Source organism: Herbaspirillum sp. 1130 (assembly GCF_017833835.1).
In the GTDB taxonomy this organism is placed as follows: Bacteria; Pseudomonadota; Gammaproteobacteria; order Burkholderiales; family Burkholderiaceae_D; genus Herbaspirillum; species Herbaspirillum huttiense.
Genome location: NZ_JAFICQ010000002.1, coordinates 447,558 through 469,898 on the forward strand (window position 1 = coordinate 447,558; position 22,341 = coordinate 469,898).

Sequence of the window (22,341 nt, forward strand, 5' to 3'; positions counted from 1 at the left end):
GGTAGCAAAGCGTTGGAAAGAGACGGGAAGGATCATGGGCAAGCAAAACGGGGTAGTCCCGGCTTCTCATCGGATGAAAATGAATGTGGGCGACCAGACCTACGTGATTGAAAGCCGCACGCTGGGCGGGCTTCACGAGCATCGGCTCTATGCCTATCGGGTGTGGTGCGACGGCGAACTGGTGAAGGATTGGACCGAAGGCAACATGGCCGACTTTTTCGGCCAGTCGCCCACGGCTGGCAAGTCATAGAACGCAACTGCTCCGGCACGCCTTCGGTGCCGGAACGCTGTCCCGCCTTCTCATCCCCCCGAGAAGGTGTTAGCCCTGCTCCGCAAGGAGCGGGGCTTTTTTTTGCCTGTGCGCGCCGCAGCGAAGAATGGTCTATGAGTGAATCTCATTGATCGATGAGATCAAATCATTTTTATTCATGGATGCGGCGACATAGAATCCACCCTGAACATTGACCGCATCGAGTCTGCTGCGCACCCCGCCTTCTACATGGGCGCGCGCCTTGCAGATTCGATTTCCGCAAAGGGGCGCAGACACATCATGAGCAACGACTTCTCATTTGCCATCAAGAGCATCTGTTTCGACGAGGACTATCGTCCCGGCGACAACACGCGCATTACGACCAACTTCGCCAACCTGGCGCGGGGCGCGCAGCGCCGGGAGAACCTGCGCAATACCTTCCGCATGATCAACAACCGCTTCAATGCGCTGGCGCACTGGGACAATCCCAAGGCCGACCGCTACGCAGTGGAGCTGGACATCATCTCCGTGGAAATGGGGATGGCGGGACAGGACACTGCACAGGCGCTGCCGCTGATCGAGGTGCTCAAGACCAACATCGTGGATCACCACACGGGTGAGCGCATCGAGGGCATTGTCGGCAACAATTTTTCTTCCTATGTGCGCGATTACGATTTCAGCGTGGTGCTGCTGGAGCACACGAAGCAGCAGTCCGCCTTCAGCGTCCCCGATCATTTCGGCGAACTGCATGGCAACCTGTTCAAGCGCTTCGTCGCTTCTCCGGCCTACCGCCAGCACTTCAGCAAGCCACCGGTGATCTGCCTCAGCGTGGCCAGCAGCAAGACCTATGAACGCACGGAGAACCTGCATCCGGTGCTGGGTGTGGAGTACCTGCAAAACGAAAGCTCGCTGACCGACGCCTACTTCGCCAAGATGGGCCTGACGGTGCGCTACTTCATGCCCCCCGACAGCGCCGCGCCGCTGGCCTTCTACTTCAGCGGCGACCTGCTGCGTGACTACACGAACCTGGAACTGATCGGCACCATCAGCACGATGGAGACCTTCCAGAAGATCTATCGCCCCGAGATCTACAACGCCAATTCCGCGGCCGGCAAGACTTACCGGCCCAGCCTGCAGCATGAGGACTATTCCGTCACACGCATCGTCTATGACCGCGAGGAGCGCAGCCGTCTGGCGGTCCAGCAGGGCCGCTTCGCCGAAGAACATTTCATCAAGCCGTATCGCGCCGTACTCGAACAATGGTCGCGTGCCGGCGCTCATTGAACTCTCCACCTGCAAGGTACTCCATCGTGAAAAAATTATTGCCCACCTCCACCGCCGGCAGCCTGCCGAAACCCGTCTGGCTGGCCGAGCCCGAGAAACTCTGGTCGCCCTGGAAACTGCAGGGCGATGAACTGCAGGAAGCCAAGCGCGATGCGCTGCGCCTGTCGCTGCAGGAGCAGCAGCGTGCCGGCATCGACATCGTCAGTGATGGCGAGCAGACGCGCCAGCATTTCGTGACCACCTTCATCGAGCATCTCGACGGCGTGGATTTTGCAAAGCGCGAGACGGTACGCATCCGCAATCGCTATGACGCCAGCGTGCCCACGGTGGTGGGTGCGGTATCGCGCCAGAAGCCGGTGTTCGTGGAAGATGCGCGCTTCCTGCGCAGCCAGACCGAGCAGCCGATCAAGTGGGCGCTGCCCGGCCCCATGACGATGATCGACACGCTCTACGACAATCACTACAAGAGCCGCGAAAAACTGGCGTGGGAATTCGCCACGATCCTCAACCAGGAAGCGCGTGAGCTGGAGGCGGCGGGGGTGGACATCATCCAGTTCGATGAGCCGGCCTTCAATGTCTTCTTCGACGAGGTCAACGACTGGGGCGTAGCTGCGCTGGAGCGCGCCATCGAAGGACTCAAGTGCGAGACTGCCGTGCACATCTGCTATGGCTACGGGATCAAGGCCAATACCGACTGGAAGAAGACGCTGGGGTCGGAGTGGCGGCAGTATGAGGAAACGTTCCCCAAGCTGCAGGCATCGAACATCGACATCGTCTCGCTGGAATGCCACAACGCGCGCGTGCCGATGGACCTGATCGAACTGATACGCGGCAAGAAGGTGATGGTCGGTGCCATCGATGTGGCCAATCACGTGATCGAGACGCCGGAGGAAGTGGCGGCGACCTTGCGCCGGGCTTTGCAGTTCGTGGCGGCGGACAAACTGTATCCGAGTACCAATTGCGGGATGGCACCCTTGCCGCGTGAAGTGGCCCGCGGCAAACTCAGTGCGTTGAGGGCTGGGGCTGAGATGGTGCGCAGGGAGTTGGGGGCCTGATGCCGTTCAACCAGGTCGCGAAGTCCGACCCATGGTTGAGGCCGCTTGCTGTTTCCGTGCCTGCCGTCCGTTTCAGTCCCTTGGATCGACAGGTGCAAGCATGGCGCGCATCGCCGGCGTGGCCAGCAATTTTTTGTAGGTCGCCGGCGACATCGCATTGATCATCAGCCGACCGCTGACATCGGCTTTGATGTATTCCACGGCCAGCAGCGCGATGACCGGATTGGTAGTCAGGGTCGCCTGATCCGCGGTGGAGTCACCCAGCTCCGCCACTACGGCCGCTGCGTCATCGGCCACCACCACGGCCAGGCGGCGGCCGGATAGCCGCAGTCTGGCACTCGCACCGCATTCGGCCAGGTCGTAGGTGTGAGGGCCATCCAGCGTGCGGTCGCCATAAATCGCGACATGGGTCTCGATACCGCGCGCACTGGCTTCTTCCAGCAGCGGTCCGAGCTCGTCGAGCTCTTCATCCCAGATCCCCGCAAACAGAGTGTGTTGCGCGCCTGAAATCGCGCGTGCAAAGGCCTGCACGATCACTTTCCTTCCGCTCAGCGACCAGACCAGTCCGGCTTCTTCTTCCACCGGTAGTTGATCCAGCGCCGATGCCGCCGCTTCCAGGTCAGCCTCGAAGCGGGTGCGCAGCTCTTCCAGCAACGCCGCATGCGGCACGGCACTGTAACGCACAGGTTCGGATCGATTCACCAGTACCGCGCCCCTTGTTTCGAGGCGGGCCAGCGTTTCGTAAACCTTGGAGGGCGGCATCGACGCCCGTCGGCTCACCTCGGCTCCGGTGAGCGCGGCCTGACCCACCAATGCGGTATAAGCCTGGGCCTCGTACTGGGTGAATCCCAGCCGGGTCATGGAAGCGATCAATTCATTTTCTGTAGTCATGCGCGACTCATTTTTCTCTTTTCCGGGATTGACTAACTACCGTAGTAGTATACGATTCGTATAACTACTACTCAAGTAGTTAAAAATCACATGAAAGGAAAGTCCACATGCGTCAACTTGTCAGCACCGGTTCTCCCTGGGAGTCCAAGGTCGGCTACTCCCGGGCGGTGATCGTGAACGATACGATCTTCATTTCAGGCACGGCCGGACAAGGCCCGGATGCCTACACGCAGACGAAGGAGGCGCTCGCCACCATCGAGAAGGTGCTCACTGAGCACGGCTTTGCGCTGTCGGATGTGGCGCAGAGCCGGCTGGTTGTTGCGGACTTTGAGCACTGGCAAGATGCAGCCCGTGCCCATGGCGAGGTCTACGGGGATATCCGGCCGGCGTTCTCCCTGGTGCATGCATTGCCGTTCGTCGACGATGCGATTCTGGTGGAGGTGGAGGCCATCGCCGTCAGGGCGGCCAAGTGACGACGTGTGCCGGACAGGATCGCCGTCTTGCGGGGCGCGCGCTCTTCATGCTCGCGGTCGCAGCGGGCAGCGCCATTGCGAGCAATTACGCGATGCAACCGGCGCTGCCTGAGATTGCCGCTGATTTCGGCGTGGAGGTGGCGTCGCTGACCACGGTGATATCCGGCGCCATTGCCGGCTATCTGATTGGCCTGGTGCTGCTGGTGCCATTGGTGGACAGGGTGAGTACGCGCGTCCTGATCCCCGGGCAGTTCCTCGCGCTGGCACTGTCTCTGGCGCTTGCTGCGTGGGCAGCGAGCCCGGATGCCCTGATTGGATGTTTTGTTCTGATCGGTGCCACCACCACGGTGGCAGCGCAAAGCAGCGCCATTGTCGGCAAGCTGGCCGATGCATCTCGCCGCGCACTGAGCATGGCGGCGATTTCCGCTGGCATCTCCGCAGGGATATTGCTGAGCCGATTCATCGGCGGCTTGCTCGTGCAGTGGCTTGGCTGGCGCAGTGCGCTGCTGGTATTGGCGGCCTTGACGGCCGTGTGCGGTCTTTGCGTTTTCTCGCTGCTGCCGGCACAGCGGCCAGTTGGTCACATCGGATACTTTTCGACGTTGCGTGCGTTGCCATCCCTGCTGCGGCAATCGAGGGAACTGCGGCTGCGCATCTGCGCCGGGATGCTATGGTTTTTTGCTTTCAATCTGATCTGGGTGGGCCTGGTCGTGCGTCTGGCCGCGCCGCCCTATCATCTGAATGCCGCGAGCATCGGACTCTACAGTCTCGCCGGACTGACGGGCCTTGCCATGACGCGGATTGCCGGCGGGCTGGCAGACCGGTTCGGGAATTGCCGCGTGATGGTCTGCGGTCTGCTTTGTGCATCACTTGCGGCGAGCGCCTTGGGCGTCGTTCTTGATCATGTGCCGGCCACGCTGGTGGCGCTGGCCATTTTCGACGCGGGATGTTTTGCCGCGCAAGTGGCCAATCAGGCTGGCGTCGTTGCCATTGATCCCTTGCGCTCTGGCGTTCTGAATTCTGTATATCTGTTCTTCTATTACGGCGCTGGCGCGGCGGGCACGGCCATCGCGGGGAGCATCGCACTGCGCGGCGGATGGGAGACCACCGCTTTGTTGGCCGCGTGTGCGGTAGCTGCAGCCGCAGTGGTCAGTGCGTGTTTGCGTGCGTTCTCTCGCGCCGATGGATCTGATTGAACTCATCTCCGGCAAGCTCAGTGCGTTGAGGGCGGGGACGGAGATGGCGCGCAGGGAGTTGGGGGCCTGAAATTTGCGCGAGCAGATCAATGTATTGGTGATGCTGCCAATTCTTCGGTCACGCGTTTATTCAAGGCACCGCCAGCCTGGTAGTTTTCGGTAATCAACTTGACGTGAGTTTTGAGTTCGGGAACATACCAGAATGCGTCGTACATTCTGCCGCTGGCCGACTGTTGCGTGCTGGCGTTTCGGCTGGCGGAAATGGCCACTGAACCTGCCTGAGTGCTGGTGACGGTGGAAGTGGCGACGGCGGCAGTCGGATTGAATTCCTTGCTCCATTCGCCTTCCATTTCCACTTTGATTGCATGGTAGGTACCAGCCGGTACTTTGATATCGACCCAGCCCAAGACCGTGTAATTTTTGGTGATGTGCTGCACCTTCGTGCGTGCATCAGGGTTGGCGGTATCGTATTCCACTTTCCAGGTCTTGCCCGGTTTGAGCGGGAAATCATAGGGACGATTGGTAACGGTATTCTTGCCATTGATGTTTTGCACCACGGCCCAGTCGGCATTGCGCAACAATTCCTTGGGTGGCAGATTGGAGTCTTCCGCCTTGGCGGAAATGACCATGGTCTTGCTGCCGGAGCGGACAATGGCGACGTCCCATTTCCTGGTGGTAGAGCCGAGTATGCCCGTGTTTTGTTCTTCGGTGGCTTGATAGACCCAGGCATCACCCTCCTGCAACGATGGCGCATCGGCAGTTTGGGCGTAACTGGCGCCAGCGCACAGCAAGGATGCGCTGGCAGCAAGATAGCCGATGATGGGACGGGTTTTTATCATCGAGTGTCCTCGTGAAGTCGTTGTTGTTGTGTAATTGGCGTCGCGCAGATGTATGCGGTCAATGCATTGATAGTGCTGTGATGGCAAAACAGCTGCAGCGATCATACGGCCTCTGGCTTTCAAATCACTGACTGATCATTCTCATTCGGATCGGTGCACTGACCACTCCTTGAGAGGGGGCAGATGGGGCCTGGCTACAATCGATTTTCCATATGAAAAGGCCACCGAATGGTGGCCTTTTCAAAAGCGTCGACGCTTTGGTGATTGCAGTTTTATTTCAGTTCCGAGGAGTCCGATCGATTCGAATGGGCTCGCCAGATTTCATTGGTGCTAATCACAGGCTCACCAGCTGGTCTCCCTCTCCGCCGTAGAAGAAATCTTGTGAATGGCCAGATCGGCCCCTTCAAATTCCTGCTCCGGATCCAGCCGTATCCCCACTGCCTTCTTCAGCAAGCCGTAGACGATCCATCCGCCCGCTGCCGCAATGGCGATTCCCATGATGCTGCCGATGAGCTGCGACATGAACGACACGCCACCGCGTCCGCCCAGCGCCTGCAAGCCGAAGATACCCGCCGCAAGACCGCCCCACAGTCCGCACAAGCCATGCAGCGGCCACACGCCCAGCACATCGTCGATCTTCCACTTGTTCTGGGTGCGGGTGAACATCCACACGAAAATCGCCCCCGCAATGCCGCCGGTAACCAGTGCACCCAGCGGATGCATCAGGTCCGAGCCGGCGCACACCGCCACCAGGCCGGCCAGCGGGCCGTTGTAGGCGAAGCCGGGATCGTTGCGGCCCATCAGCAGCGCCACCAGCGTGCCGCCGGCCATGGCCATGAGCGAATTCATGGCGACCAGGCCATTCATCTTGTCCAAGGTCTGCGCGCTCATCACGTTGAAGCCGAACCAGCCCACCGTCAGAATCCACGCACCCAAGGCCAGGAAAGGAATGTTGGAGGGCGGATGCGCCGCCACCGCGCCTTCCTTGCTGTAGCGGCCACGGCGTGCGCCCAGCAGCAGGACCGCAGGCAGCGCGATCCAGCCACCCACCGCGTGGACCACGATGGACCCGGCGAAGTCATGGAACTCGGCACCGAAGGTGGCCGCCAGCCAGGCTTGCACGCCCAGGTGCTGGTTCCACGCGATACCTTCGAAGAAGGGATAGACCAGTCCCACCAGCACCGCCGTGGCGATCAGCTGCGGATTGAATTTGGAACGCTCGGCAATGCCGCCCGAGATGATCGCCGGGATGGCCGCCGCGAAGGTCAGCAGGAAGAAGAATTTCACCAGCTCGAAACCGCTGCGCTCGGCCAGTGTTTCGGCACCGGCAAAGAAGCTCACGCCGTAAGCCACGTAATAGCCGATGAAGAAATAGACGATGGTCGACACCGCGAAGTCGGCCAGGATTTTCACCAGGGCATTGACCTGGTTCTTCTTGCGCACCGTCCCCAGTTCCAGAAAGGCAAAGCCGGCATGCATGGCCAGGATCATGATCGCCCCCAGCAAAATGAAGAGGGCGTCTGCGCCGTTTTTGTGATCGTCCACCAGAAAATCTCCCAAAAAGTGTGCAAGAAAATGCTTGAAAGCCACGACTAAAGCAATTTCCGTTCCATTTTGGTGAAAAATTCACAGTGCCTTGATTCGAAAAGATTTTTTCGGTGCGCCTGTACGATGTCAGGCACCGATATGCACGAACTCCGTGCATATCGGTGCCGGGTAGCGAGGGTGGGCTGCATTTTGGTGCGTTGGCTGCCAGGCCCTGTCTACCTATCGCTGCTTATGTCCGCTTCGGTTTGGTCAGCGCGTCAATGAAGCCTGCGATCTGCTGCGCCACCGCCTCCGGGTCTTCCAATGGTGACAAGTGGCCCACGCCGGGCAAGATGTGCAGTGCCGCCTGCGGAATGCGCGGCAAAAGCTCTGCCTGCAGCGTCGCGATCCGGTCCACCTGGTCGTGCTCGCCCGAGATGACGAGCGTGGGCACGTCGATGAGGGCCACCTCCGCGGTGATGTCCTCCGCCATCGCCACGTTGGGCCAGGCGTGCTTGGCCTGCGGCGCAGCCTGCAAGCTATCCTCGATGACCTGTGCACGGCGGGCCGCCGTCAGCGGTTGTGCCGTCAGCACATGATCGATCACGAACTCCACCGATTCGCGCGTCTGGTAGGCACCCACCAGCATGGCGCGCTGTTCAGCGGAGAGCAGCATGGGCGAAGGCGGGGACGGTGCCACCAGGATCAGCCCTTCGATCCCGTGCGGCCGGCGCGAGGCCATCAGCTGCGCCACCTTGCCACCCATGGAGTGGCCGACCAGGACATAGCGCTGCAGTCCCAGCGCGGCAATGACACCCTCGGCATCGGCGGCCAGGTCGGCAATCCGGTAGCCCTCGGCCGGCGCATCAGAGCGGCCCCAGCCGCGATGGTCGGTGGCAACGATGCGGCCGCGGTGCGCAAGTCGCGCGGCTACCGCATCCCAAGTCCGCGACGAGCCGCCGTAGTAATGCAGGAACACCAGCGCCAGTTCGCCGCTGCCCTGCAGGGCAACATGGATGCGCGTTCCGTTGGTTTCGATATGCATGTGTCTGCTCCTTTGTGATGGGGGGAGAGTCAATGGTAGATTCCATGCGAAAAATTTATAATTGGCAGATTATTAGTCACAGTCGATACTCAGATGATCGAATAGGGAGCTGCATGGACAAACTGATGAGCCTCAATGTCTTCGTGGCCGCAGTGGAGGAGGGCAGTTTTGCCGGGGCCGCGCGTCGCTTCGCGCTGTCGCCGGCGATGGCGGGCAAGCACGTCAGCCAGATCGAGGCGGAGCTGGGGGCGCGTCTGTTTCAGCGCACTACGCGCCGCCTGAGCCTCACCGATGTGGGCCGGACGTATTTCGAGCGTTGCCGCCAGATCCTCGCGGCATTCGATGAGGCGAACCGCGAAGCGACTGCCGTGCAATGTAGCGCACGCGGCCTGCTGCGGGTGGCGGTGCCGGTGACTTTCGGCGCGATGCACCTGGGCCCGGTCGTTGCGCGCTATCTGGCGGATCACCCGGAGGTCAACGTCGAGGTCGTGCTCGGCGACCGCTATGTCGATCTGATCGATGCGGGCGTGGATGTGGCCATCCGCATCGGAAAGCTCGACGATCCTGCGCTGGTCACGCGCCGGTTGGCACCCTGCAGCATGATTGCCTGCGCCTCCCCCGGCCTGATCGCGCAGCATGGCCTGCCTGCCACGCCGGAAGCCTTGTCGCGCCTGCCGCGTCTGGCCTTCAGTGACGCGGTGTCTGCCGGAGACTGGACATTCATCGATGCGGCGGGACAGGCACATCGCCTCGACGGACCCTGCCGTGTGACAGCCAACAACATGCAGATGCTTCTGGCTTGCGTGCTGGCGGGCGCGGGTGTGGCTTACGGGCCGGCCTTCGTTTTCGGTGAGCACATCAGGCAGGGACGGTTGATTGCATTGCTCCCGGATTACCGCGCCACTGCACTGGCCATCCAGGCCGTCTATCCGAGCGCGCGAGGAATCCCGCTCAAGGTCCGCCGTTTCGTCGACTATCTTGCGGAGGACTTCGGCGATCATCCGCCGTGGGAAATCCAGGACGCTGCGCCCCCTGGCGGTCATGTACCTCGCAGACCCGGTTTGAACAGGCGCTAGTGCGATGACACGAACAGCGCCGACGGTTCCGGATCGGGCAGCGCATACGCATCCTTCATTCGCGCCACCTCTTGCGTCGGCGGCAGGGCGAACAGGCGTTTGAATTCGCGGCTGAACTGGGATGCACTCTCGTAGCCGACGCGTGCGCTGGCTTCGGCCACCGTCAGGCCATTGCGCAGCATCAGCAGACGCGCCTGATGCAGGCGCGTCGATTTCAGGTATTGCATCGGCGAGGTGGCGGTGACCGCCTTGAAATGCGCATGGAAGGAAGGCGGACTCATTCCGGCCTCGTGCGCGAGCTGCTCCACATCCAGTTTGTCCGCGTAGGCGGCATGGATCTTCCTGATGGCCTTGGCCACTTTTCCAACCTGCCCGTCAGTGCGCAGTGCGGCGCGCATGGAGGCACCTTGCCGGCCCGTGAGTACCCGCAGGTAGATTTCCTTCACCAGTGAACGGCCCAGGATCCTGGCTTCCATCGGCACCCGCATCGCTTCCAGAAAACGCAGCACGGAGGCGGACATGCTGGCATCCATCCGGCTCGCGAACATGGTCTGCGGATGGGCGGAGAGGTCGGCATCGTCCATCTGCACCAGCACTTCAGCCAGCAGTTGAAAATCCAGCCGGAAATAGATCGCCAGCAAAGGTGTCTTCTCTGTGGCGTCGGTTTCCATCGTGAACGGGACGGGTACCGAAACAGCCAGGTAGTGCCGGGCATCATAGAGATAGGTTTGCCCGCCGAGGAATCCACGCTTGCGTCCCTGCACGACCACGACGATGCCCGGCTCATAGAGGACCGGCGTTTCACTCAATGCACGGTTGGACCTGAGGAAGCGCACATCCGGCAGCAGCGACAGGTTGTAGCCCTCGTCAGGGGCGAGCTCGGTGAGCAGCTGCACCATGCGCTGATGCGCATTCGATTTTTTCTGCGCGGATTTCTTCGTGCTTCCCGACATGAGCAATCTCATAGTTTTAGGCAAACACCACATGCTAACCGACATGGTGGATTTGTGGAGTCCTGCCTATGATGGCACCCATCGTCCTCTGCATCGGGAAGCTGCTTCGGCCTTCCGGAGAGGCCACCATCAAGGAGTTACAAGGATTCCCATGAAAAATTCGAAGACATTGCATTTCCTGATTACGGGCGTGAGCTCGGGCTTTGGCAGTGCATTGGCGGATGCGGCTCTTAAGGCTGGTCATTCAGTAACAGGCACAGTACGCAGCCAGACCGCCAAAGAGCAATTCGAGCAGCTTGATCCCGCACGGGCGACGGCCATCGTTCTCGATGTGACCGATTTCCCCGCCATTGCTGCGGTGGCCGAGCACCTGGCTCCGGTGGATGTGCTGGTCAACAACGCCGGCTATGGACATGAAGGCGCGCTCGAAGAATCCTCGCTTGAAGAGATGCGGCACCAGTTCGATGTCAACGTGTTTGGTGCCGTGGCCATGATGAAGGCCGTGCTGCCCACCATGCGTGCAAGACGCAGCGGCCACATCATCAACATCACCTCCATGGGGGGATTCATCACCATGCCGGGCATTGCTTACTACTGCGGCAGCAAGTTCGCCCTGGAAGGCATCTCCGAGACCCTGGCCAAGGAAGTGGCGGCGTTCGGCATCAAAGTCACCGCCGTGGCACCCGGTTCCTTCCGTACCGACTGGGCAGGGCGCTCCATGGTGCGCTCGCCCCGCAGCATCGCGGATTACGATGCCGTGATCGATCCGATCCGTGCGGCACGCCAGGCCAAGAGCGGCCACCAGCTCGGCGACCCGGCCAAGGCGGCGCAGGTGATCCTCGACATTGCCGGCGATGCCAACGCGCCGGCCCATCTCCTGCTGGGCAGTGATGCCGTCAAGCTGGTGCGCGAAAAGCTGGCGCGGATGGGCGAGGAAATCGACGCATGGGAAACGATCTCGGCATCAACGGATTTCCGGTGAACGATCTTGCGTGAGAGTCCGATGTCGTTGAGATAGTGTGATGCCTGGATCGATCGCGACACTATCCATCGGGAAGAGGCGAGATCATGCGGCCCGAGGGCCGCATTTTTTACGAGAAGAGCGCTGCATGTTTCTGCGGTCAGGACTGGTCAGCAGGGTTTCATCGGACGGTCATATTCGGTTGCTAGATTGCAAGCCCCCGTGTCTTCGTCACTCTTTCCCTCACCCTCACAGGAGTCGCCATGCCAGACCGCAACCCGCCAGCCGACCACAGCCGCCGCCGCTTCCTGCGCGACAGCGCAGTCACGACGATTGCCGCCACCACCACCTTGGCCGCACCGGCCGCCTTTTCCGCCGCCCCCGCCATCGTCACCTCCGAGCGCCTGCGCCCGCAATTCCCCGGCGGCATCATGAGCGGCGATGTCACCCGCGACAGCGCCATGATCTGGGCGCGCGCCGACCGCAATGCGCGCATGCTGGTCGAGTATTCCACCCGCGAGGATTTCAGCAACCCGGTGCGCATCGCCGGTCCCACCGCACTGGCACGCGAGGACTACACTGCCCGCGTCGACCTGCGCGGCCTGCCGGCCGGTCAGCGTCTCTACTACCGCGTGCGCTTCCAGGATCTGGTGCATGAGTCCGCACTGAGCGAACCGCTGACCGGCAGCCTCATGCTGCCCGCCACCACGCCTGCCCAGGCGCGCGACATCACCTTCGCCTTCTCGGGCGACGAAGCGGGCCAGGGCTGGGGTATCAACGAACAGTGGGGCGGTTATCGCGTATATGAAAGCATGCGCCGCTTCCGTCCGGATTTCTTCATCCACTCGGGCGACCAGATCTATGCCGATGGTCCCATCCAGGCCGAAGTGAAGCTGGAGGACGGAACGCTGTGGCGCAACGTGGTGACCGAAGCCAAGTCCAAGGTCGCGCAGACCCTGGACGACTATCGCGGCAACTTCGCCTACAACATGCTGGACGCCAACAAGCGCCGCTTCGCCGCCGAGGTGCCCTTCCTGGTGCAGTGGGATGACCACGAAGTCCGCAACAACTGGTATCCCGGCCAGGTGATCGGTGCCGCCGAAAAGCGCTACGACGAACGCAACATCGACGTGCTCGCCGCCCGCGCGCGCCAGGCCATGTTCGAACACAATCCCTTCCGCATCGACAGCGCCGATCCCTTCCGCATCTACCGTGCCTTCCACCACGGTCCGCTGCTGGACGTGTTCATGCTGGACGAGCGCAGCTATCGTGGCCACAATTCTCCCAATCGCCAGAAGGGCGGCCATGATGCCGACTTCCTCGGCCCCGAACAGATGCGCTGGATCAAGCAGGCGCTGCTGCGTTCGCGCTCGACCTGGAAGCTCATCGCCAGCGATATGCCGCTCTCCATCGTGGTGCCGGACCTGAACCCGGATGTGCCCCAGGGAACCTTTGAGGCCTGGGCCAATGCTGACAACGGCAAGCCCTCCGGGCGCGAACTGGAAGTGGCCGAACTGCTGCGCTTCATCAAGCAGCACGACATCAAGAACGTGGTGTGGGTGACCGCCGATGTGCACTACGCATCAGCCACGCACTACGCGCCCGAGCGTGCGCAGTTCACCGACTTCAAGCCCTTCTGGGAATTCGTCGGCGGCCCCATCAATGCGGGGACCTTCGGACCGGGCGAGATCGATCGCACCTTTGGTCCGGATGTGCGTTTCGTCAGCATCCCGGCGGACATGAAGCAGAACCGTTCGCCAGCCGAGCTGCTGCAGTTCTTCGGCATCGGCAAGATCGACGCCAGGAGCAAGACCCTCACCGTCACGCTGCACAACACCGACGGCAAGGAAATCTACAAGGTGGAATTGCCGCCCGAGGCCTGATCGCCTGCAGGGAGTACGGGCAGAATCGGACCGGACTCAGCCCGGTCCGGCAAGCTTGCGCGAGATGTTCGCGCAGGCTTGCAGCAGCGGTGTCACATACGCCTGCTGCGCATCGGGCAGGCGGCGATAGAGCGGAATGCTCACGCTCACGCAGGCTACCGGCACGCCATCGGCACCGACGATGGCGGCACCGTAACAAAAAATCTGCGCTTCGTTTTCTTCACGATCTTCGGCGTAGCCGCGCGTGTGGGTCTCTTCGACATCGGCGCGCAGCGCCTCCAGCGTGGTGTGTGTGTTGGATGTGAAGGCTTCCAGGTGCAGCGTGCGCATCAGGCGTTCGCGCTGCGCCTGCGCCAGCCCGGCCAGATAGGCTTTTCCCACTGAACTCGAATACAAGGTCACGCGCGTGCCGATGCGCGAATCCATGCGCACGGCTTGGGGACTCTCCAGTTTCTCGATGTAGACCATGCTGTGATCGCTGGGCACGGCCAGGTGCACCGTCTCGCGCGTGATGTCGCGCAGCTGGCGCAGCGATTCGATGGCGGTGGTGCGGATGTCGCTGCGGTCCCAGGCACGGCTGGCCAGATGGATGAGGCGCGGGCCGACTTCATACTGCTTGCTGCGCGGGTTTTCCACTACCATGCCCTCGGCCATCAGCGCGCCCAGGATGCGATACACCGTCGGACGCGGATAGCCCGACAGCGCCGCCAGTTGCGCAATGGAGAGCGGCGCCTCCTGATCGGCGATCAGCTGCAGCACCGCCATGAACTTGGAGAAGGCGGCAGTGCCCGCGATCTTGTTGTCGTCAGCTTGTTTGTCGTGGTCGGGCATGAGCGCGGGATCGTGGGGCAGGAGTGGATCAAGGACAGGGGCAGGATTGCGTACAAGATTCAGTACGGAAATCCGTACAGAATTCTGTACCGAATTCGCGCCAGATTATAGCCGAGCCCATGTGCAAAAAATCCCGCGCCGTCTGGAGCCGGCGCGGGCAAATGGCATTGCACGTGAAAGCATTGCGGCGGCGCTTCAGGCCACCAGATAGCCACCATCGACCGGCACGATGGCACCGGTCATGAAGGAGGCCGCCGGCGAACACAGGAAGGCCACGACATTGCCGATGTCTTCCGGCTTGCCCCAGCGGCCCAGCGGCGTACGCGCGAGGATGGGGCCGGCACGCACCGGGTCATCCTGCAGGGCCTGGGTCAGCGGCGTGGCGATCCAGCCGGGGGCTACCGCATTGACGCGAATGCCGTCAGCCGCATAGGCGATGGCCAGCGACTTGGTCAGCTGCGCTACGCCGCCCTTGCTGGCGCTGTAGCCTGGCACCAGTCCGCCGCCGAAGAAGCTGAGCATGGACGCGGTATTGACGATGCAGCCTCCGGATTGCTTGAGCAATGCGCGGCTGGCAGCGCAGACGCGCATGGTGCCGGTGAGGTTTACGGCGATGACCTGCTCGAAGACATCCGTTTCCAGTTCCTCGCCGCGCCTGATGATGCCGGCGCAGTTGACCACGATATCGAGTTGCGTGAGACCGCTCAGCACATTGCGTACGCTGTCTTCGCTGGCCACATTCATCTCCGCCAGGGTGATGCCGCTGCCCTCGAATGGCGCATGCGCAAAGGGCGGCAGGCCGGCAGCGATGACGCGTGCGCCCAGTGCGGCGAGCTGGCGTGCAACGGCTGCGCCGATGCCTTGGGTGCCGCCGGTAACGAGGGCGGTCTTGCCCTGAAGCAGGTCGGGAATGAAGCTCATGAAAATTCCTTCTGGTGAGTGGCAGGAGACTGGCTGGATGCCGCTACCCGTCGGGCGGCGGCATCGGGTCAGGCTACTGGGGCATGAAGCATTGCGTCATGCGGCGTGCGCCTCGATCGGCTTGTCCACCACGAACATGTAGACCAGCGCAGCGGCAAAGGCTACGGCGGCGCTGATCAGCAGGGCATTGACGAAGGAGTGCGTCTGGTCCACCACCACGCCCGTGATGACCGGGGCCAGCGAGCCACCGAGATAGCCGCCGAAGTTCTGCATGCTGCCCAGCGAGGCCACCAGGCGGCGCGGAATGGCCACCGACACCAGCGCCCAGGCACCGCCGGACGCCATGTTCACGAAGGCCATGGCCAGCGAGATGTAGACGATGGCCATGGTGGTGCTGGGTGTGTAGGCGGCCGGAATGGTGAAGGCACCGGCACCGATGAGGCCCGCGCAGATCGGCCACTTGCGGCTGCGGATGGCGGGCATGCCGCGCTTCATCAGGCCATCGGCGATATAGCCGGAGGAGAGCATGCCCAGCGTGCCGAAGATGTAGGGGATCACCACCACCCAGCCGGTGCGGGCGATGGAGAGATGGCGTTCATGTTCGAGATAGGCCGGCAGCCAGGTGAGGTACAGCCACACCATGTAGATCACGCCCATGAAGCCGAACAGCATGCCCCAGGTGGTGCGGTAGGTGAACAGACTCTTCCATTCGGCCCAGCTCAGCTTGGCATTGGCGTTGGGATCCTGGTCGTGGTCATCGGCGAGATAGAGCACTTCGGAAGGCGTGAGCTGGACTTCGTTGCGATTCCGGTAAAACAGGTACCAGCCCACCGAGACGGCGATGCCGAGCAGGCCCATGATGATGAACATCATGCGCCAGCCGAAGGACAGCATCAGGATCGTGAGGATGGGCGGGGCCAGTGCCGGGCCGATGGTGGAGGAGGCCACGAAGATGCCGGTCGGCCCGCCGCGCTCGCGCATGGCGAACCATTCGGACACCACCTTGGCTCCCGCCGGGAACTGCGGCGCTTCGCCCAGGCCGAGGAACACGCGCGCCACCAGGAATTGCTGCAGCGTATGGACGAAGCCGCCCGCCAGTTGCGCCAGCGACCAGACGAACATGCCCGCGCCCAGCATCACGCGTGCGCCGAACTTGTCGAGCATGGCGCCGATGGGCAGTTGCGAGAAGGCATAGGCCAGCGAGAAGGCCGACAGCAACAGGCCCATCTGCGAGGCCGAGAGGTTGAGCTCCTGGCTCACCGAATGATTGGCAATGGACAGCGTGCTGCGGTCCAGGTAGTTGACGATGCCGGCCAGCATCAGGAAGCTCAGTGCCACGAGCTGTATGCGTTTGAGCCGGGGGCTCTTTTCCTTTTGGACTTCCATGGTGTGCGTCTCCAGTGTGAATGATGTGCTGCCATTGGCGTGCTTCGTAACGGCTGCGTCTGTCGCGCAGCTCGCTGTCGAGGACAGGTTCGAAGCGTCATGCAAGGATGCAGTCGCAAGGACGGTGTGGAGTCCGTCCCTGCGTGTTGCTTGTCCGGCGCTGCCCGGGCGGCGGCTGCCTGCCCCGGCATGCGATCCTTGCTTGCCCGGATGATTCTGGTGGCCGAGCGGCAAGCCGCTCAGTAAGTTGCGCGTCCGCCCGAAAGATCGAACACCGCGCCGGTGTTGAAGCTGCAGGAACCGGAGCACAGCCATGCGCACATGTCGGCGACCTCATCGACGCTGCCCAGGCGATGCATGGGGCTCTTGGCGATCATGGTCTGCACATGGGCCGGCGACATCTGCTCCAGCAGCGCGGTCTTCACGGCGGCCGGTGCAATGGCGTTGACCAGCACGCCGGTCTCGGCCAGCTCCTTGCCCAAGGACTTGGTCAGCGCCAGTACGCCCGCCTTGGCGGCGCTGTAGGCCGAGGCATTGGGCGTGCCTTCCTTGCCGGCCAGCGAGGCGATGTTGACGATGCGTCCGCGTCCGGCCGCGCGCATGGCCGGCGTCACGCTGCGGCAGGCATGGAAGACGCCCAGCAGGTTGACCTGCACGATGCGATGCCACTCACCCACGTCATACTCGTCCAGCGGCACGGTCGGACCGGCGTAACCGGCGTTGTTGATGAGGAAATCGATGCGCCCGGTGTCGGCCAGCAATCGCTGTGCGGCCTGCATGACCGCAGCGGCGTCGGTGATGTCGAGGCTTTCTTGCCGATAGGGCGAGGCCGCGTCATGCTGCTGGTCCCAGACGACCACCTGCGCGCCGCCAGCGGCCAGGCGTGCGCTGATGGCTGTGCCGATGCCGCCATGGCCGCCGGTGACCACGGCCACGCAGCCGCCAAAGTCATGGGATGCGCGGGAATAAGTCATGTCATGCATCCTCAGCGCACGAAGCGATCGACGTAGTCGCTGCCCAGGCCGACCGCTTCATAGTGCTTGCGGCACATGTCGAGCTTGGTGAAGACATCCTCGTAGCCTTCGAACTTGCCCCAGGGGTCGCAATAGAACATGACGCCGGTGATGTGGAAGTAGGTGATCATCTCTTCCACGTCCTCGGGCACGTAGAGGGTGTGGGTCTCGCCCGGCGGTTCAAAGACGTAGCTGCCCTGTTCGGCGATCCAGTCATGTTCGAGATAGCGCCAGCGGCCTTTGAGCACCATGCCGTGCACCGGCGCCGGATGGCGGTGGCGCGACAGCACGCCGGACTTGCGCACGCGCAGCAGGTTGGTCCAGTAGCCCTGCGAGACATTCAGGCAGAGCGGACGGAACCAGACATTCTCGGCTTGCGGCACCCACACGCGTTCGTCCTCCGGGACCGCCGGATTGACCACGATCTCCAGTGGCGCTTCCTTGGGGTTGGGGAACTGGTAGGGCTTCATCTTCAGATCGGCGGGCATGGGGGTGCCGGTGGCTGTCATGTGGGGTCTCCTGATGTTCTTCTGTTGAATCCGGACTTTGTTCAATATATGGACAAAGCGTTCGCCATATGGTCAATGTCGACGATAGAAGACGGTGTGTCAATGGCGCTTCAGCCCGGACAGGCCCGCCAGAAAGCGAGCCAGAATCGCATGCGCCGGTCTGCTCCACTGCAATTGCGCGCGCGTGCAGCGTCCGCAAGACGAGCCTGCAAGCTTGTGTGAGGATGCATGAAAATTATGCATGGCTGCCGTTCAAGCCAGCCTGCGGGAGAGCATGGGCGCGCTGCGAGAACGGCTGCGTTGCTGCCGCCGTGGGATCAGGCGATCAGGCGATCAGGCCTCGGCCGGTCCGGACCAGTGCACCTGCGCGAAGGCTTCGGACAGAAAGTCCAGCATCGCCCTGACCTTGGCCGGGAGATGCGCACGGCTGGGGTAGACCGCGTAGATGCCCAGGTCCGGCACGGTGTAGTCGGTGAGCAGCGGGACCAGCTGTCCGCTGCGCAGGTACTGGTCGATCATGAAGGTCGGCTGGCGCGTGATGCCGATGCCGCCCAGCGCTGCCTGCACGCAGCTGTCGCCATTGTTGACGTGCATGCGCGCATTGACGCGCACGCTCACCGGACCTTCCGGCCCGCTGAACTGCCACTCGTCCTTGCCGTGGTTGTAGCTGTAGCTGATGATCTGGTGCTGCGCCAGCTCGTGCGGGTGGCGCGGCGTGCCATGCGCTTCCAGATAGGCGGGCGAGGCGCAGATGGGCAGGCTGGTGCTGGTGAGCTTGCGGTGGATCAGCGTGGAATCGGCCAGCCGGGCGATGCGGATCGCCAGGTCATAGCCTTCGTCGATGATGTCGACGATGCGGTCCGAGAGGGTGATGTCCAGTTCCACTTCCGGATGGCGTTCCAGGAAGATCGGCCACAGCGGAGCCAGGTGCAGGATGCCGAAGGTCACGGGAGCATTGATGCGCAGCAGGCCGGCGGGCTTGGCGCTGCCGGCCAGCAGCAGGTCATCGGCTTCTTCCAGCGCCGCAACTATCTGCTTGCAGCGTTCCAGGTACAGGCTGCCGGCTTCGGTCAGCGAGAGCCGCCGGGTGGTCCGCTGCATCAGGCGCGAACCCAGGCGCGCTTCCAGTTCCAGTACCGTGCGTGAGACGGCGGCCTTGGAGATCCCCAGCGCATCGGCCGCCTTGACGAAGCTGCCGAGGTCGGCCACGGCGATGAAGCATTCGATTTCACGCAGTTTGTTCAAATCGTGTTTTCCCCGAGAGGGCGCTGCGCTGGCACCCCCCGGAACAGACGGCGGCTCAGGCAGCTGCCGGAAGTTGTGCCAGCAGGCGGGCACCGGTGCCGAAGGCGAAGGCGTCCATGCGCAGGCTATGATACGTCGAACCGCTGTCGAGGTGTACCAGCTGTGTCCAGTCATCGGCCGCACCCATGGCGAAGAACAGGCTCAGCAGGTGTTCGTCGCTGGGATGCGTGCGCACTGCATGCGGGGCCGTGGTCCGGTAGCCGAACAGGGCCTGCAGGTCGCCGGCCTGCATGCGGTCGAGGAACCAGCGCAGGAATTCCAGCGTATGCGGCGCATCGCCGCCCTCGATCTCGTTGCGGCGCAGTTCGCGCAGGTTGTGCGTGAAGCTGCCCGAGCCGACCAGCAGGATGCCTTCCTTGGCCAGCGGTGCCAGCAAACGGCCAACCTGATAGTGGTATTGAGGCGGCTGCTGCGATTGCAGCGAAAGCTGGATCACCGGCACATCGGCTTGTGGATAGAGATAGCGCAGCGGCACCCAGGCGCCGTGATCGAGACCCCAGCCGCCATCGCTATTGGCCGGCAGGCCGCCGTCACGCAGGCGTTGCGCCACGTGCTCGGCCAGCGCCGGTGCGCCGGGGGCGGGATAGTCCAGTTCATAGAGTTCCTGCGGGAAACCACCGAAGTCATGGATCACGCGCGGCTTGGCCTGGTTGCCCACGCGCGGCGTGAAAGTCTCCCAGTGCGGCGACACCATCACGATGCCACGCGGACGCGGCAGCGTCGCACCGATGCTGGCCAGCAGCGGACCGGTGCGGCCCGGTTCGACGGCCAGCATGGGCGAGCCGTGCGAGACGAACAGCGAGGGCAGGGGAAGGCTATCGACGGTGCTGGAGAGAGTGGACACGGTGGACATGATGGTTTCCTTGTGAATCGCCATAAACGATATAAAACATTTAAAACGTTTGGAACATTGACTGCTTTGATGCGGTTTGAAACTTTGTCGCCGGATGGCGTGCGCCGGGCACGTGCCCGGCGCTGATCCTGCGAGAGATGGCTGATGATGCCATCAATGCGCCATCAGCGCTGCGCTTCACGCTTCAGGGCAAATGCGCCATCACCCAGCAGGAACACGGCAATCAGGCCGACGATCCAGAGCGCCAGGTATTCCCAGCCGCCCTTGGGATTGGTGAAGAAGAAGCCGGCCTTGCCATGCACCAGCACGATCGCGCCCAGCAGGTCCGCTGCCAGCGGCAGGGCCAGCCAGCGACCGTAGAAGCCCAGCACCAGCGCGATGCCGCCCACCACTTCCAGTGCCATGACCGGATAGGCGAACCAGCCCGGCACGCCCAGCGAGGCGAAAAAGCCGACGGTCCCGGCGGGTGTGAAGACGAACAGTTTCAGGCCGGCGTGGACCAGGAAGAAAATGCCCATGGTGACGCGCAGCAGGAAGGCGGCGTAGTCGGCACGGGTGTTGACGGTAACGGTGGTCATGGTGATCCCGGAAAAGTGTGGAGTGGATGAAGGATGGCGAGCGTTGCGCTTTTGCTTTTTCTTGCATGCGCAACGGCAGTCGCCAAGTCCACACTGTAGGGAAGAAGGCAGGCCGGATAAACCGGTGGCGGCGGGATGGATTGTCTCGGAGAGTTGACAATCCATCCGCGCCGGAGAGGATCAGTCTTCGCTGTCGCGCGAGACCGGCTTGGCTTCCTCGCGGCGGTTGTAGCCGGCCACCATGTCGAAGCGGAACAGGCGGCATTCCAGGGCGCCGTTGAAGAACGGGGTCTTGCGGGCTTCCTTGAGGCGCATCAGCTTGGGCAGGCCGAGGTCGGCCGAGAACAGGAATACGCTCCACCCCGCAAAGCGCTGCTTGAGCGTGCTGGAGAAGGCGCTGAAGAACTGCGTGAACAATTCCTCGGTCGGCAAGGCACGGTCGCCGCGCACGCCGATACGCTCACCGTAGGGCGGATTGGAAAGGATGATGCCCACCAGCGGCTTGCCCTCGGCATCGACCGGCGGCTTGATTTCCTGCGCTTCGATCTGCTTGAGCGGCACTTCGAAATGCACACCGGCGCGCACCAGGTTCTTGCGAGTCAGTTCCACCATGTCGCCGGAGATGTCGCTGCCGAACAGCGTGGGCGTGGTCGGAATCGGATTGGGTTTGAAATCGCCCTTGATGGCGAACCAGGCATCGGCATCGAAGTTGCTGAACTTCTCGAAGGCGAAGCGGCGGCGCGCGCCCGGCGGTACGCCAGCGATGATCTGCGCCGCCTCGGCCAGGATGGTGCCGGAACCGCACATGGGGTCGAACAGCGGTACGCCCGGCTTCCAGCCGGCGGTGCGCAGCAGGCCTGCAGCGAGGTTCTCGCGCAGCGGCGCGTCCCCGGTTTCTTCGCGCCAGCCGCGCTTGAACAGTGCCTCGCCCGAGGTATCCAGGTAGACCGTGAAATTGTGGGCATCGACGAAACCGGCGATGCGCATGTCAGGCGTGCGGGTGTTCACCGATGGGCGCAGCTTGAACTGGTCGAGGAAGCGGTCGCAGATCGCATCCTTGATCTTGAGGGTGCTGAACTCCAGGCTGCGCAGGGGCGACTTCACGGCGGTCAGGTCCACGCGGATGGTGTGCGAGACCTTGAACCAGTCTTCCCAGGCTTGCGCCAGGGTGAGGTCGTAGATGTCGTTCTCGTTCTTGTAGGAACCATGGCCCATGCGCAGCAGCACGCGGCTGGCGATGCGCGAGTGCAGGTTCATCTGGTAGGCCGCCAGCAGGGTGCCGGAGCAGTGCACGCCACCGGGCACCTGGTTGTGCACCTTGAGGTTGGCGGCGGGGCCGGCGTGCTGGGCGATCTCGTTGAGTTCTTCCGCCAGGGCCGTTTCCAGGCCGCGCGGGCAGGGACAGAAGTAAGAGTAATTGGTGTCGGGAGCTTGCATGGGAGTACCTTTTATCCGTTGGAAAACAAAGTAACAAAAATGAAAAAAGCCGGACTGCGCGGGTCGCTGCGCAGT

Annotated in this window: 22 protein-coding genes; 8 read left to right on the forward strand and 14 right to left on the reverse strand. The window is 62.4% G+C overall.

Annotated features, from left to right (window positions below):
- Positions 1-34: 34 nt before the first annotated feature.
- The 3 genes from JOD78_RS10820 to JOD78_RS10830 all read left to right on the forward strand — a co-directional run bounded on the left by JOD78_RS10820 (position 35) and on the right by JOD78_RS10830 (position 2,589).
- Positions 35-250 carry a hypothetical protein gene (locus JOD78_RS10820; RefSeq protein WP_204726092.1) on the forward strand — a complete coding sequence of 72 codons (216 nt, stop codon included), beginning with the start codon at positions 35-37 and terminating at the stop codon, positions 248-250.
- A gap of 300 nt (positions 251-550) precedes the next feature.
- The gene (locus JOD78_RS10825) at positions 551-1,534 is read left to right on the forward strand and encodes a DUF1852 domain-containing protein (protein ID WP_134135544.1); all 984 of its coding nucleotides are present in this window, start codon (positions 551-553) and stop codon (positions 1,532-1,534) included.
- A 26-nt stretch (positions 1,535-1,560) separates the two neighbouring features.
- Positions 1,561-2,589: a methionine synthase gene (locus JOD78_RS10830; RefSeq protein ID WP_209568089.1), complete on the forward strand. Its 1,029-nt coding sequence runs from the start codon at positions 1,561-1,563 to the stop codon at positions 2,587-2,589.
- 72 nt (positions 2,590-2,661) lie between these two features.
- Here JOD78_RS10830 and JOD78_RS10835 read toward each other — a convergent pair whose 3' ends face one another.
- Positions 2,662-3,480 (reverse strand): helix-turn-helix domain-containing protein, encoded by an 819-nt coding sequence (locus tag JOD78_RS10835; protein ID WP_121042909.1) that lies wholly within the window; start codon positions 3,478-3,480, stop codon positions 2,662-2,664.
- Between the two features lie 107 nt (positions 3,481-3,587).
- On the opposite strand from JOD78_RS10835, the gene JOD78_RS10840 reads away from it, so the two are divergent.
- Both JOD78_RS10840 and JOD78_RS10845 read left to right on the forward strand, forming a co-directional pair.
- Positions 3,588-3,953, forward strand: a complete 366-nt coding sequence (locus JOD78_RS10840; RefSeq protein ID WP_039789514.1) for a RidA family protein — start codon at positions 3,588-3,590, stop codon at positions 3,951-3,953.
- 47 nt (positions 3,954-4,000) lie between these two features.
- Positions 4,001-5,149, forward strand: a complete 1,149-nt coding sequence (locus tag JOD78_RS10845; RefSeq protein WP_209568087.1) for an MFS transporter — start codon at positions 4,001-4,003, stop codon at positions 5,147-5,149.
- A gap of 86 nt (positions 5,150-5,235) precedes the next feature.
- Here JOD78_RS10845 and JOD78_RS10850 read toward each other — a convergent pair whose 3' ends face one another.
- The 3 genes from JOD78_RS10850 to JOD78_RS10860 all read right to left on the reverse strand — a co-directional run bounded on the left by JOD78_RS10850 (position 5,236) and on the right by JOD78_RS10860 (position 8,560).
- Positions 5,236-6,093: a hypothetical protein gene (locus JOD78_RS10850; protein WP_209568085.1), complete on the reverse strand. Its 858-nt coding sequence runs from the start codon at positions 6,091-6,093 to the stop codon at positions 5,236-5,238.
- 237 nt (positions 6,094-6,330) lie between these two features.
- On the reverse strand, positions 6,331-7,533 hold the full coding sequence (locus JOD78_RS10855) for an ammonium transporter (RefSeq protein ID WP_039789938.1): 1,203 nt from the start codon (positions 7,531-7,533) through the stop codon (positions 6,331-6,333).
- A 232-nt stretch (positions 7,534-7,765) separates the two neighbouring features.
- A complete protein-coding gene (locus JOD78_RS10860; RefSeq protein ID WP_121042916.1) occupies positions 7,766-8,560 on the reverse strand; it encodes an alpha/beta hydrolase in 795 nt (264 codons plus the stop codon).
- A 113-nt stretch (positions 8,561-8,673) separates the two neighbouring features.
- On the opposite strand from JOD78_RS10860, the gene JOD78_RS10865 reads away from it, so the two are divergent.
- Positions 8,674-9,636 carry a LysR family transcriptional regulator gene (locus JOD78_RS10865; RefSeq protein WP_121042918.1) on the forward strand — a complete coding sequence of 321 codons (963 nt, stop codon included), beginning with the start codon at positions 8,674-8,676 and terminating at the stop codon, positions 9,634-9,636.
- Here the strand turns inward: JOD78_RS10865 and JOD78_RS10870 are convergent.
- On the reverse strand, positions 9,633-10,535 hold the full coding sequence (locus JOD78_RS10870; RefSeq protein ID WP_209568083.1) for an AraC family transcriptional regulator: 903 nt from the start codon (positions 10,533-10,535) through the stop codon (positions 9,633-9,635). The two genes, JOD78_RS10865 and JOD78_RS10870, sit on opposite strands and share 4 nt — an antisense overlap.
- 205 nt (positions 10,536-10,740) lie before the next feature.
- Between JOD78_RS10870 and JOD78_RS10875 the strand changes: the two genes are divergently transcribed.
- Positions 10,741-11,571, forward strand: a complete 831-nt coding sequence (locus JOD78_RS10875; RefSeq protein ID WP_209568080.1) for an oxidoreductase — start codon at positions 10,741-10,743, stop codon at positions 11,569-11,571.
- Between the two features lie 242 nt (positions 11,572-11,813).
- Positions 11,814-13,433 carry an alkaline phosphatase D family protein gene (locus JOD78_RS10880; protein ID WP_209568077.1) on the forward strand — a complete coding sequence of 540 codons (1,620 nt, stop codon included), beginning with the start codon at positions 11,814-11,816 and terminating at the stop codon, positions 13,431-13,433.
- Positions 13,434-13,469: 36 nt separating this feature from the next.
- Here JOD78_RS10880 and JOD78_RS10885 read toward each other — a convergent pair whose 3' ends face one another.
- From JOD78_RS10885 to JOD78_RS10925, 9 genes are all read right to left on the reverse strand, one after another.
- Positions 13,470-14,264, reverse strand: a complete 795-nt coding sequence (locus tag JOD78_RS10885; protein ID WP_034340063.1) for an IclR family transcriptional regulator — start codon at positions 14,262-14,264, stop codon at positions 13,470-13,472.
- Positions 14,265-14,459: 195 nt separating this feature from the next.
- The gene (locus JOD78_RS10890) at positions 14,460-15,185 is read right to left on the reverse strand and encodes an SDR family oxidoreductase (protein ID WP_134135531.1); all 726 of its coding nucleotides are present in this window, start codon (positions 15,183-15,185) and stop codon (positions 14,460-14,462) included.
- A 96-nt stretch (positions 15,186-15,281) separates the two neighbouring features.
- Complete coding sequence (locus JOD78_RS10895; RefSeq protein ID WP_121042928.1) at positions 15,282-16,571, reverse strand: MFS transporter; 1,290 nt, start codon at positions 16,569-16,571, stop codon at positions 15,282-15,284.
- 239 nt (positions 16,572-16,810) lie between these two features.
- Positions 16,811-17,545, reverse strand: a complete 735-nt coding sequence (locus JOD78_RS10900) for an SDR family NAD(P)-dependent oxidoreductase (RefSeq protein WP_039789935.1) — start codon at positions 17,543-17,545, stop codon at positions 16,811-16,813.
- An 11-nt stretch (positions 17,546-17,556) separates the two neighbouring features.
- Entirely contained in the window at positions 17,557-18,093 is a 537-nt protein-coding gene (locus JOD78_RS10905; RefSeq protein ID WP_121042930.1) for a 2,4'-dihydroxyacetophenone dioxygenase family protein, read from the reverse strand.
- A gap of 333 nt (positions 18,094-18,426) precedes the next feature.
- Complete coding sequence (locus tag JOD78_RS10910) at positions 18,427-19,338, reverse strand: LysR family transcriptional regulator (protein WP_121042932.1); 912 nt, start codon at positions 19,336-19,338, stop codon at positions 18,427-18,429.
- A gap of 55 nt (positions 19,339-19,393) precedes the next feature.
- On the reverse strand, positions 19,394-20,251 hold the full coding sequence (locus JOD78_RS10915) for a class III extradiol ring-cleavage dioxygenase (RefSeq protein ID WP_121042934.1): 858 nt from the start codon (positions 20,249-20,251) through the stop codon (positions 19,394-19,396).
- 164 nt (positions 20,252-20,415) lie between these two features.
- The gene (locus JOD78_RS10920; RefSeq protein ID WP_121042936.1) at positions 20,416-20,829 is read right to left on the reverse strand and encodes a DoxX family protein; all 414 of its coding nucleotides are present in this window, start codon (positions 20,827-20,829) and stop codon (positions 20,416-20,418) included.
- Positions 20,830-21,009: 180 nt separating this feature from the next.
- Entirely contained in the window at positions 21,010-22,266 is a 1,257-nt protein-coding gene (locus JOD78_RS10925; RefSeq protein ID WP_121042938.1) for a class I SAM-dependent RNA methyltransferase, read from the reverse strand.
- Positions 22,267-22,341: the final 75 nt, after the last annotated feature.